We start from the raw sequence: 11856 nt of genomic DNA on the forward strand, positions 1-11856 counted from the left end.
TGCCTAGAGGAGAGCGCGCGTGACCGCAAGCCTGTTCCGACGATGATCCTGAACGCCGTGTGATTCACCGTTCTCCGTCCACTTTATCCACAGGCCCTGTCATGCCCGAATACGTCAACTGGCTACGTCATGCCTCCCCGTACATCAATGCCCATCGCGACTGCACCTTTGTGGTGATGCTCCCCGGCGATGGGGTTGAACACCCGAATTTCGGCAATATCGTCCACGACCTGGTGCTGCTGCACAGCCTGGGTGTGCGCCTGGTGCTGGTGCATGGTTCGCGCCCGCAGATCGAGAGCCGCCTGGCTGACCGCGGCCTGACCCCGCACTACCACCGGGGCATGCGCATTACCGATGCCGCCACCCTTGACTGCGTGATCGACGCCGTCGGCGCCTTGCGCCTGGCCATCGAGGCGCGCCTGTCGATGGACATCGCCGCCTCGCCGATGCAGGGCTCACGCCTGCGCGTGGCCTCCGGCAACCTGGTCACCGCACGGCCGATTGGCGTGCTTGAAGGGGTGGACTACCACCACACCGGCGAAGTGCGTCGGGTCGACCGCAAGGGCATCAGCCGCCTGCTCGACGAGCGCTCCATCGTGCTGCTGTCGCCGCTGGGCTACTCGCCCACTGGCGAGATCTTCAATTTGGCCTGCGAAGACGTCGCCACGCGCGCGGCCATCGAGCTGGGCGCCGACAAGCTGCTGCTGTTCGGTGCCGAGCCGGGCCTGCTGGACGAGAACGGCAAGCTGGTGCGGGAACTGCGCCCGCAGCAGATCGCCCCGCACCTGGCGCGCCTGGGCAGTGATTACCAGGGCGAGCTGCTGGATGCCGCTGCCGAGGCCTGCAAAGGTGGTGTGGCGCGTAGCCATATCGTCAGTTATGCCGAGGACGGTGCGCTGCTGACCGAGCTGTTCACCCGCGAAGGTGGCGGTACGCTGGTGTCGCAGGAGCAGTTCGAAGTGGTGCGCGAGGCGACCATCGATGATGTCGGTGGCTTGCTGGAGCTGATCAGCCCGCTGGAGGAGCAGGGCATTCTGGTGCGTCGTTCGCGTGAGGTGCTTGAACGTGAGATCGAGCAGTTCAGCGTGGTCGAGCGCGAGGGCATGATCATCGCCTGTGCGGCGCTGTACCCGATTGCCGATTCCCAAGCGGGAGAACTGGCGTGCCTGGCGGTGAACCCGGAGTACCGCCATGGCGGGCGCGGGGACGAGCTGCTCGAACGCATCGAGGGGCGGGCGAAGCAGATGGGGTTGGCTACTTTGTTCGTGCTTACCACGCGCACGGCGCACTGGTTCCGTGAACGCGGGTTTGCGCCTAGCGGCGTAGAGCGGCTGCCGGCGGCGCGGGCTTCGCTGTACAACTACCAGCGCAATTCGAAGATTTTCGAGAAATCGTTGTAAGCCTGTACCGGCCTCTTCGCGGGCTGGAATGAAAAACGCCGCCCCTAGGGGCGGCGTTTTTGCTTACACGGTATGCAGATACCAGTTGTACTCGAGGTCGGAGATCGAGTGCTCGAACTCCTCCAGCTCGCTCTCCTTGCACGCGACGAAGATGTCGATGTACTTCGGATCGATGTACTTGTTCAGGATCTCGCTGTCGTCCAGCTCGCGCAGGGCATCGCGCAGGTTGTTCGGCAGGCTCTGTTCCAGCTGCTCGTACGAGTTGCCTTCAATTGGCGTGCCTGGCTCGATCTTGTTGGTCAGGCCGTGGTGCACGCCTGCCAGCACGGCAGCCATCATCAGGTATGGGTTGGCGTCGGCGCCGGCTACGCGGTGCTCGATGCGCACGGCATCTGCAGAACCGGTTGGCACCCGCAGGGCCACGGTACGGTTGTCCAGGCCCCAGCTCGGCGCATTCGGCACGTAGAACTGCGCGCCAAAGCGGCGGTACGAGTTGACGTTCGGGCAGAGGAACGCCATGGACGCAGGCAGGGTCTCGAGCACACCGCCGACAGCGTGACGTAGCGCGGCGTTCTGCTCGGGATCCTCGCTGGTGAAGATGTTGTTGCCATCTTTGTCCAGCACGGAGATGTGTACATGCAGGCCGTTGCCTGCCTGGCCCGGGTAGGGCTTGGCCATGAAGGTGGTGTCCATTTCATGGTCGTAGGCGATGTTCTTGATCAACCGCTTGAGCAGTACCGCGTAGTCGCAGGCCTTGAGCGGGTCGGCAACGTGGTGCAGGTTGACTTCGAACTGCGCCGGGGCGCTTTCCTTGACGATGGCGTCAGCCGGGATGCCTTGCTCTTTCGCGCCTTCCAGGATGTCCTGCAGGCAATCGGCATATTCGTCGAGGTCGTCGATCAGGTACACCTGGGTCGACTGTGGGCGCTTGCCCGAGATTGGCGAGCGTGGTGGCTGCGGACGGCCGTTCACGTTCTCCTGGTCGATCAGGTAGAACTCCAGCTCGAACGCGGCGCAGATGGTCAGGCCCATATCGGTGAATTTGCTCACCACCTGACGCAGTACTTCGCGCGGGTCGGCGAAGAACGGCTCGCCTTCCAGTTCGTGCATGGTCATCAGCAGCTGCGCGGTCGGGCGCTTTTGCCATGGCTCATTACACAGCGTGTCGGGGATTGGATAGCAGATGCGGTCAGCATCGCCGATGTCCAGGCCCAGCCCGGTGCTTTCAACGGTGGAACCGTTGATGTCCAGGGCGAAGAGGGAGGCAGGCAGGTTGATGCCTTTCTCGTAAACCTTGTGGAGGCTGGTGCGCTCAATGCGCTTACCACGCACCACACCATTCATATCTGCAATCAGAAGGTCAACGTAGAGAACCTCAGGATGTTCCTTAAGGAACGCGTTCGCTTCGTTAAGCTGAACGGCACGCGGGGGTACCGACATGATGCAACACCTTTGTTGTTAAAAATATCAATCAAGGGGGGCTTGCAGGACCAGTCAATCGAAAAGACAAACTGATGTCAAGCCAACCCCATGATGCCTCGAAATGGCACATCGACGGCAGATTTGCTGCATATCGGGGCGTGCCATTATCCGCTATTTCCCTCACAAAGGGCTATCTCCAAGACGCCGTGTTTTATTTTTTACGGAGGTGTTGTGTAAAAAAATTAACAAGGCTAAGCTCGGACTCAACCCAAAACACAATAATACGAGGGTCACATGGTCCGCTTGTCGCGACCTGAGCGCGCTGCCTGTGCAGTGCCGTCGGGTATACCTGCCGTTCCCGCACGCATCAGTCGAGTTGTAGCCTGCATGGCCGCAATAATTGACGTTTTGCGCATATGGACCACACCTCGTAACGCTTTTTCGTTGCTCTTCTCGTATATCTGCCCTTTGATCTCACTACGGACACGCTTGATTTCAGTGTATCCACAGTGCGCCTGCGCGTGGGTTTTTGCTTTAGCAATCTACTCCCTCCAGAATCAGAGCGCGGACCACCTTACCTCCTGAGGTATTTATGAGTAACAACCTCGACCAGCTCACCGATTGGTTGAAAGAGCACAAGATCACCGAAGTCGAATGCCTGATCAGCGACCTGACTGGCATCACTCGCGGCAAGATCTCGCCGACCAACAAATTCATCGCCGAAAAAGGCATGCGCCTGCCCGAGAGCGTGTTGCTGCAGACCGTGACCGGCGACTATGTCGACGATGACATCTATTACGACCTGCTCGACCCGGCCGACATCGACATGATCTGCCGTCCCGACCAGGACGCTGTATTCCTGGTGCCGTGGGCCATCGAGCCGACCGCCCAGGTGATCCACGACACCTACGACAAGAAGGGCAACCCGGTCGAACTGTCGCCGCGCAACGTACTGAAGAAAGTCCTCAAGCTCTACGCCGACAAGGGCTGGCAGCCGATCGTCGCGCCGGAGATGGAGTTCTACCTGACCAAGCGCAGCGAAGACCCTGACTTCCCACTGCAGCCGCCGGTCGGTCGCTCTGGCCGCCCGGAAACCGGCCGCCAGTCGTTCTCGATCGAAGCCGCCAACGAATTCGATCCCCTGTTCGAAGACGTCTATGACTGGTGCGAACTGCAGCGCCTGGACCTCGACACGCTGATCCACGAAGACGGCACGGCGCAGATGGAGATCAACTTCCGTCATGGCGACGCCCTGCACCTGGCCGACCAGATCCTGGTGTTCAAGCGCACCATGCGCGAGGCCGCGCTCAAGCACAACGTGGCCGCCACCTTCATGGCCAAGCCGATGACCGGCGAGCCGGGCAGCGCCATGCACCTGCACCAGAGCGTGGTCGACGTGGCCACCGGCAAGAATATCTTCAGCAATGAAGATGGCAGCATGAGCGAGCTGTTCCTGCACCACATCGGTGGCCTGCAGAAGTTCATCCCCGAAGCGCTGCCGCTGTTCGCCCCCAACGTCAACTCGTTCCGCCGCTTCCTGCCCGACACCTCGGCACCGGTGAACGTCGAGTGGGGCGAGGAGAACCGCACCGTCGGCCTGCGCGTACCGGATGCCGGCCCGCAGAACCGTCGTGTCGAGAACCGCCTTCCGGGTGCCGATGCCAACCCTTACCTGGCCATCGCCGCCAGCCTGCTGTGCGGCTATATCGGCATGGTCGAGGGCATCGACGCCAGTGCGCCAGTCCAGGGCCGAGGCTATGAGCGCCGTAACCTGCGCCTGCCATTGACTATCGAAGACGCCCTCGAACGCATGGAAAACAGCGGTGCCCTGGTGCAGTACCTGGGCAAGAAGTTCATCACCGGCTATGTCGCCACCAAGCGCGCCGAGCACGAGAACTTCAAGCGCGTCATCAGCTCCTGGGAGCGTGAATTCCTGTTATTCGCTGTCTGATCAACCCTGAGGCCGCTGGTGCGGCCGCCGGAAAATGGAGAGGCACATGAGCGTCAACAACCCGCAAACCCGTGAATGGCAGACCCTGAGCGGCGAGCACCACCTTGCCCCCTTCTCTGACTACAAGCAGTTGAAGGAGAAAGGGCCGCGCATCATCACCAAGGCGCAGGGTGTGCATTTGTGGGACAGCGAGGGGCACAAGATCCTCGACGGCATGGCCGGCCTGTGGTGCGTGGCGGTCGGCTATGGCCGTGAAGAACTGGTGCAGGCGGCAGAAAAGCAGATGCGTGAGCTGCCGTACTACAATCTGTTCTTCCAGACCGCTCACCCGCCAGCCTTGGAGCTGGCCAAGGCGATCACCGAGGTGGCGCCGGAAGGCATGACCCATGTGTTCTTCACCGGCTCCGGCTCCGAAGGCAACGACACCGTGCTGCGCATGGTTCGCCACTACTGGGCGCTTAAGGGTAAGCCGCACAAGCAGACCATCATCGGCCGCATCAACGGCTACCACGGCTCCACCTTCGCCGGTGCTTGCCTGGGTGGCATGAGTGGCATGCATGAGCAGGGCGGCTTGCCGATCCCGGGCATCGTGCATATTCCACAACCGTACTGGTTCGGCGAAGGCGGTGACATGGAACAGGACGCGTTCGGGGTATGGGCTGCCGAGCAGCTGGAGAAGAAGATTCTGGAAGTCGGCGAAGACAATGTCGCTGCCTTCATCGCCGAGCCGATCCAGGGCGCCGGCGGGGTGATCATTCCGCCAGAAACCTACTGGCCGAAGGTCAAGGAGATCCTGGCCAAGTACGACATCCTGTTCGTCGCCGACGAAGTGATCTGCGGTTTCGGTCGCACCGGCGAGTGGTTCGGCTCCGACTACTACGACCTCAAGCCCGACCTGATGACCATCGCCAAGGGCCTCACTTCCGGTTACATCCCCATGGGCGGTGTGATCGTGCGTGACAAGGTGGCCAAGGTAATCAGCGAAGGTGGTGACTTCAACCACGGCTTCACCTATTCCGGCCACCCGGTGGCGGCTGCGGTGGGCCTGGAAAACCTGCGCATCCTGCGTGACGAGAAGATCGTCGAGAAGGCGCGCACGGAAGTGGCACCCTACTTGCAGAAACGTCTGCGTGAGCTGCAGGACCACCCGCTGGTGGGCGAGGTGCGCGGCCTGGGCATGCTCGGTGCCATCGAGCTGGTCAAGGACAAGGCGACCCGCAGCCGTTACGAGGGCAAAGGTGTGGGCATGGTGTGCCGCAACTTCTGCTTCGAGAACGGCCTGATCATGCGCGCGGTGGGCGACACCATGATCATCGCCCCGCCGCTGGTGATCAGCCATGCCGAAGTGGATGAACTGGTGGAAAAGGCGCGCAAATGCCTCGATTTGACCCTTGAGGCGATTCGATAAGCGTTTGCTAGGCTAGCGATGTGACATTAAGTCGTTACAAGGCCCTGCTTTCCTTGAAACAGAGCCTTGTAACTTGCCAGACTAGCGGTTGTTTCAGTCGCCGCGCGCTCTGCACCGTGGGTTCTGGCTGCTGGACAGTTGCTAACATAAAAATTCTGGAGCATTACGCATGAATAAAATGGGCAAAACGTTGCTGGCCGCCGCCCTGATGGGTGCCATGGCCTCCGCTGTTCAGGCTGAAGACAAAGTGTTGAACGTTTACAACTGGTCGGACTACATCGCTCCGGACACCATCGCCAAGTTCGAAAAGCAGACCGGTATCAAGGTCAAGTACGACGTCTTCGACAGCAACGAAACCCTGGAAGCCAAGCTGCTGGCCGGCAAGTCGGGCTACGACATCGTCGTGCCGTCGAACAACTTCCTGGCCAAGCAGATCAAGGCCGGCGTCTACGAGGAACTGGACCGTTCCAAGCTGACCAACTGGAACAACCTCGACAAGGACCTGCTCAAGGCCGTTGGCGACGCCAGCGACAAGGACAACAAGCACGCATTCCCGTACATGTGGGGCTCGATAGGCATCGGCTATAACCCGGAGAAGGTCAAGGCCGCGCTGGGCGTGGACAAGATCGACTCGTGGGACGTGGTGTTCAAGCCTGAGAACATCGCCAAGCTCAAGAGCTGCGGCGTGAGCTTCCTGGATGCCCCGACCGAAATGCTGCCGGCCGCGCTGCACTACCTGGGCAAGCCAAGCAACAGCACCAGCAAGGAAGACCTGAAGGCCGCCGAGGAGCTGTTCCTCAAGGTCCGCCCTTCGATCACCTACTTCCACTCGTCCAAGTACATCGGCGACCTGGCCAACGGCAACATCTGCGTGGCCGTCGGTTACTCGGGTGACGTCGAGCAGGCCAAGGCCCGTGCCCACGAAGCTGGCGACAAGGTGAAAGTGGATTACATCATTCCGAAAGAAGGTGCCGGTACCTTCTACGACATGGTAGCCATCCCGAAAGATGCCGAGCATAAAGATGCCGCCTACCAGTTCATGAACTTCCTGCTGCAGCCGGAAGTCATGGCCGAGATCACCAATGCCGTACGCTTCCCTAACGGCAACGAGGCCGCTACCCCGTTGGTCGACAAGGCCATCACCAGCGACCCGAGCATCTATCCGCCAGCTGACGTGAAGAAACAGCTGTATGCCATCGCCGCACCGGATGCCAAGGTTCAGCGTGACATCACCCGTAGCTGGACCAAGATCAAATCGGGCAAATAACCCCGATGCATGACCTCTGGGCCGGGGTTTTCCGGCCCAGAACCAGTGAATGGCAATTGTTGATTGCGGCATCGAAGCTGCGCAGGTAAGTTGCGCGCCGGTTTTGTGCGCGGGGCAACGCTTGTACCCAATAAGTACGCCGTCACCCAGGCACTGATAGTGAGGACCACCCACTTGTCTATTTCTGTTTTACGCAAGGCCTTGATGGCTGGAGCGGGCCTGACGCTGGCATGCAGCGTCCAAGCGGCGCCTACGGTGCACTTCTACAACTGGTCGGACTATATCGGCCCGAATACCCTCGCGGACTTCGAGAAAGAAACGGGCATCAAGCCCGTGCAGGACGTTTTCGATTCCAACGAAACCCTGGAAGGCAAACTGCTGGCCGGCAATACCGGCTATGACGTGGTGGTGCCGTCCAACCATTTCCTCGGCAAGCAGATCAAGGCGGGCGCGTTCCAGAAGCTCGACAAGAGCCTGCTGCCCAACTATTCCAATCTCGACCCGGCGCTGATGAAACGCCTGGAAAAGAACGACCCGGGCAACCAGTACGCCGTGCCTTACCTGTGGGGCACCAACGGCATCGGTTACAACGTCGACAAGGTCAAGGCCGCGCTGGGCGTGGACAAGATCGACTCCTGGGCCGTGCTGTTCGAACCCGAGAACATGAAGAAGCTCTCCAAGTGCGGAGTGGCCTTCCTCGACTCGGCGGACGAAATGCTCCCGGCGGTGCTCAACTACATGGGGCTCAACCCCAACAGCACCGACCCCAAGGATTACGCCAAGGCCGAGCAGAAGCTGCTGGCCGTGCGCCCGTACGTGACTTACTTCCACTCGTCCAAGTACATCACCGACCTGGCCAACGGCGACATCTGCGTCGCGGCAGGTTTCTCGGGTGATGTGTTCCAGGCCAAGGCCCGCGCTGAAGAAGCGAAGAAGGGCGTGAACCTGGCCTACGCCATTCCCAAGGAAGGCGGCAACCTCTGGTTCGACGTGCTGGCGATCCCCAAGGACGCCAAGAACCTCAAGGAGGCCCACGCCTTCATCAACTATTTGCTGAAACCTGAGGTTATCGCCCAGGTCAGTGATTACGTCGGTTACGCCAACCCGAACCCCAAGGCTGGCGACCTGATGGACCAGGCCGTGAGGACTGACGCTGCGGTTTACCCACCGCAGGAAGTGCTGGACAAGATGTTCGTGAACTCAGAGTTGCCGCCCAAGGTGCAGCGTCTGATGACCCGTAGCTGGACCAAGGTCAAGTCGGGCAAGTAATTATCCAGACCCGCTGCGGTACCTGAACACAGGCCGCGCGGGCACAAAAATCTTGTTGGGAGTTTCACTCATGGCAGTTGCCTCCGGTGCCTATAAAAAAGCCCTCGAGGGTGGCCAGCAACCCAAGCAGGTGCTGGTCAAGATCGACCGGGTTACAAAAAAGTTCGACGAAACGGTCGCCGTGGACGATGTGTCCCTGGAAATCCGCAAAGGCGAGATCTTCGCCCTGCTGGGTGGCTCCGGTTCCGGCAAATCGACCTTGCTGCGTATGCTGGCCGGCTTCGAGCGTCCGACTGAAGGGCGGATCTTCCTCGACGGCGTCGACATCACCGACATGCCGCCGTACGAGCGGCCGATCAACATGATGTTCCAGTCCTACGCGCTGTTCCCGCACATGACCGTGGCGCAGAACATCGCCTTCGGCCTGCAGCAGGACAAGATGCCAAAGGCCGAGATCGACGCCCGCGTGGCCGAGATGCTCAAGCTGGTACACATGACCCAATACGCCAAGCGCAAGCCGCACCAGCTCTCCGGTGGCCAGCGCCAGCGGGTGGCCCTGGCCCGTTCCCTGGCCAAGCGCCCCAAGCTGCTGCTGCTCGACGAGCCGATGGGCGCGCTGGACAAGAAACTGCGTTCGCAGATGCAGCTGGAACTGGTGGAAATCATCGAGCGCGTAGGTGTGACCTGCGTGATGGTGACCCACGATCAGGAAGAGGCCATGACCATGGCCCAGCGCATCGCCATCATGCACCTGGGCTGGATCGCCCAGATCGGCTCGCCGGTGGATATCTACGAGACCCCGACCAGCCGCCTGGTGTGCGAATTCATCGGTAACGTCAACCTGTTCGACGGTGAAGTGGTCGACGACGCCGAAGGCCACGCGATCATTGCCAGCCCGGAGCTGGAGCGCAAGATCTACGTTGGCCACGGCATCACCACATCGGTGGAAGACAAGCACATCACTTACGCCCTGCGCCCGGAAAAGATGCTGGTCACCTCCCAGCAGCCTACCTGCGAGCACAACTGGTCGCGCGGCAAGGTCCACGACATCGCCTACCTGGGCGGCCACTCGGTGTTCTACGTCGAACTGCCGAGCGGCAAGATCGTCCAGTCGTTCGTCGCCAACGCCGAACGCCAAGGCACCCGCCCGACCTGGGGCGATGAAGTGTACGTGTGGTGGGAAGACGACAGCGGCGTGGTACTACGGTCATGAAAGCTCGCAAGCTCAAGCGAGCCTTCCAGCGCCTTATCCCGGAGGGGCGGCACCTGGTGATCGGCGTGCCGTTCATCTGGCTGTTCCTGTTCTTCATGCTGCCGTTCTTCATCGTGTTGAAGATCAGCTTCGCCGAAGCCGACGTGGCGATCCCGCCGTATACCGAGATCTACACCTACGTTGAAGACAAGATCCAGTTGGTGCTCAACCTGGCCAACTATGGCCTGTTGACCGAGGATGAGCTGTACATCTCGGCCTACCTGGGCTCGCTGAAGATGGCCTTCTTCAGCACCCTGCTGTGCCTGCTGATCGGCTACCCGATGGCTTACGCCATCGCCAACGCCAAGAAGGAGACCCAGACGGTCCTGCTGCTGCTGATCATGATGCCGACCTGGACCGCGATCCTGATCCGCGTCTATGCCTGGATGGGCATCCTCAGCAACAACGGGCTGCTCAACGGCTTCCTGCTGTGGACCGGGTTGATCGACCAACCGCTGCAGATCCTCAATACCAACCTGGCGGTTTACATCGGTGTGGTCTATTCGTACCTGCCGTTCATGATCCTGCCGCTGTTCGCCAACCTGGTGAAACACGATCAGAGCCTGCTCGAAGCTGCTTCGGACCTGGGGTCGAGCACCTTCAACAGCTTCTGGAAGATCACTGTTCCGCTGTCGAAGAACGGCATCATCGCCGGCTGCATGCTGGTGTTCATCCCGGTGGTGGGCGAGTTTGTGATTCCTGAACTGCTCGGCGGCCCGGAAACCCTGATGATCGGTAAAGTGCTGTGGCAGGAATTCTTCAACAACCGTGACTGGCCGGTGGCATCCGCCCTGGCGGTGGTGATGCTGGCGATCCTGATCGTGCCGATCCTGCTGTTCAACCGTAGCCAGGCCAAAGAGATGGAGGGCCGCGCATGAAACGCTTCAGTTTCTCCAAGCTGATGCTGGTGCTCGGCTTGCTGTTCATCTACCTGCCGATGCTGATCCTGGTCATCTACTCTTTCAACGCCTCCAAGCTGGTGACGGTGTGGGGTGGTTGGTCGGTGAAGTGGTACGTTGGCCTGCTCGACAACACGCAGCTGATGGGTTCGGTGATGCGCTCGCTGGAAATCGCCTGCTACACGGCGGTGGCTGCAGTGGCGCTGGGTACCCTGGCGGCCTTCGTGCTGACCCGGGTCACCCGCTTCAAGGGCCGCACGCTGTTCGGCGGCCTGGTCACCGCACCGCTGGTCATGCCCGAGGTCATCACTGGTCTGTCGCTGTTGCTGCTGTTCGTGGCCATGGCGCAGATGATTGGCTGGCCGCAGGAGCGTGGCATCGTCACCATCTGGATCGCCCACACCACTTTCTGCGCAGCGTATGTGGCGGTGGTAGTGTCGGCTCGCCTGCGTGAGCTGGACCTGTCGATCGAGGAAGCGGCGATGGACCTGGGTGCCAAGCCGTGGAAGGTGTTCTTCCTGATCACCATCCCGATGATCGCACCATCGCTGGCGGCGGGTGGCATGATGTCGTTCGCCCTGTCGCTGGATGACCTGGTGCTGGCCAGTTTCGTATCCGGCCCTGGCTCGACCACCTTGCCGATGGAAGTCTTCTCGGCGGTGCGTCTGGGCGTGAAGCCGGAGATCAACGCCGTGGCCAGCCTGATCCTGCTGTCGGTGTCGTTGGTGACTTTCTTCGTCTGGTTCTTCAGCCGCCGGGCCGAAGAAAACCGCCGCAGGGCGGTTCAGCAGGCGATCGAAGAGGGTGCGGCGGCCAACGCCTCGCAGCCACAGGTCAAGCGCCCGACCCAAGTGACCGCTTCGGCTTGATCTTGAGGGCACCCTGCAGGGCTTTGGCTCTGTGGGGTGTCTGGTGCCTGCCTCAACATCTTCAGCGCCTGTGAAAGCGCGCGGCGCTCGGTCTCACAGGCGCCGAAAATGCCATGGTA

9 protein-coding genes are annotated in these 11856 nt (G+C 60.7%); 8 read left to right on the forward strand and 1 reads right to left on the reverse strand.

Features of this window, described 5'->3' with window-relative positions:
* Window positions 1-101: 101 nt before the first annotated feature.
* Window positions 102-1400: an amino-acid N-acetyltransferase gene (gene argA / locus ACOKS3_RS01175; RefSeq protein ID WP_103446173.1), complete on the forward strand. Its 1299-nt coding sequence runs from the start codon at window positions 102-104 to the stop codon at window positions 1398-1400.
* A 63-nt stretch (window positions 1401-1463) separates the two neighbouring features.
* Here argA and ACOKS3_RS01180 read toward each other — a convergent pair whose 3' ends face one another.
* Window positions 1464-2840: a glutamine synthetase family protein gene (locus ACOKS3_RS01180; RefSeq protein ID WP_027920891.1), complete on the reverse strand. Its 1377-nt coding sequence runs from the start codon at window positions 2838-2840 to the stop codon at window positions 1464-1466.
* Window positions 2841-3414: 574 nt separating this feature from the next.
* On the opposite strand from ACOKS3_RS01180, the gene ACOKS3_RS01185 reads away from it, so the two are divergent.
* From ACOKS3_RS01185 to ACOKS3_RS01215, 7 genes are all read left to right on the forward strand, one after another.
* Complete coding sequence (locus ACOKS3_RS01185; protein ID WP_103446171.1) at window positions 3415-4773, forward strand: glutamine synthetase family protein; 1359 nt, start codon at window positions 3415-3417, stop codon at window positions 4771-4773.
* Between the two features lie 46 nt (window positions 4774-4819).
* Complete coding sequence (locus tag ACOKS3_RS01190; protein WP_422763384.1) at window positions 4820-6181, forward strand: aspartate aminotransferase family protein; 1362 nt, start codon at window positions 4820-4822, stop codon at window positions 6179-6181.
* A 169-nt stretch (window positions 6182-6350) separates the two neighbouring features.
* Window positions 6351-7448, forward strand: coding sequence for a polyamine ABC transporter substrate-binding protein (locus tag ACOKS3_RS01195; protein ID WP_103446169.1), 1098 nt, complete (start codon window positions 6351-6353; stop codon window positions 7446-7448).
* A 174-nt stretch (window positions 7449-7622) separates the two neighbouring features.
* Window positions 7623-8717 (forward strand): polyamine ABC transporter substrate-binding protein, encoded by a 1095-nt coding sequence (locus ACOKS3_RS01200; protein WP_103446168.1) that lies wholly within the window; start codon window positions 7623-7625, stop codon window positions 8715-8717.
* A gap of 70 nt (window positions 8718-8787) precedes the next feature.
* Entirely contained in the window at window positions 8788-9930 is a 1143-nt protein-coding gene (potA, locus tag ACOKS3_RS01205) for a polyamine ABC transporter ATP-binding protein (protein ID WP_103446167.1), read from the forward strand.
* Between the two features lie 35 nt (window positions 9931-9965).
* A complete protein-coding gene (locus tag ACOKS3_RS01210; RefSeq protein WP_178083369.1) occupies window positions 9966-10847 on the forward strand; it encodes an ABC transporter permease subunit in 882 nt (293 codons plus the stop codon).
* Entirely contained in the window at window positions 10844-11737 is an 894-nt protein-coding gene (locus ACOKS3_RS01215) for an ABC transporter permease subunit (protein ID WP_103446165.1), read from the forward strand. Before ACOKS3_RS01210 ends, ACOKS3_RS01215 begins: the two co-directional genes overlap by 4 nt.
* Window positions 11738-11856: the final 119 nt, after the last annotated feature.

This window comes from Pseudomonas sp. HS6-2 (assembly GCF_049325675.2).
Taxonomy (GTDB): domain Bacteria; phylum Pseudomonadota; class Gammaproteobacteria; order Pseudomonadales; family Pseudomonadaceae; genus Aquipseudomonas; species Aquipseudomonas putida_N.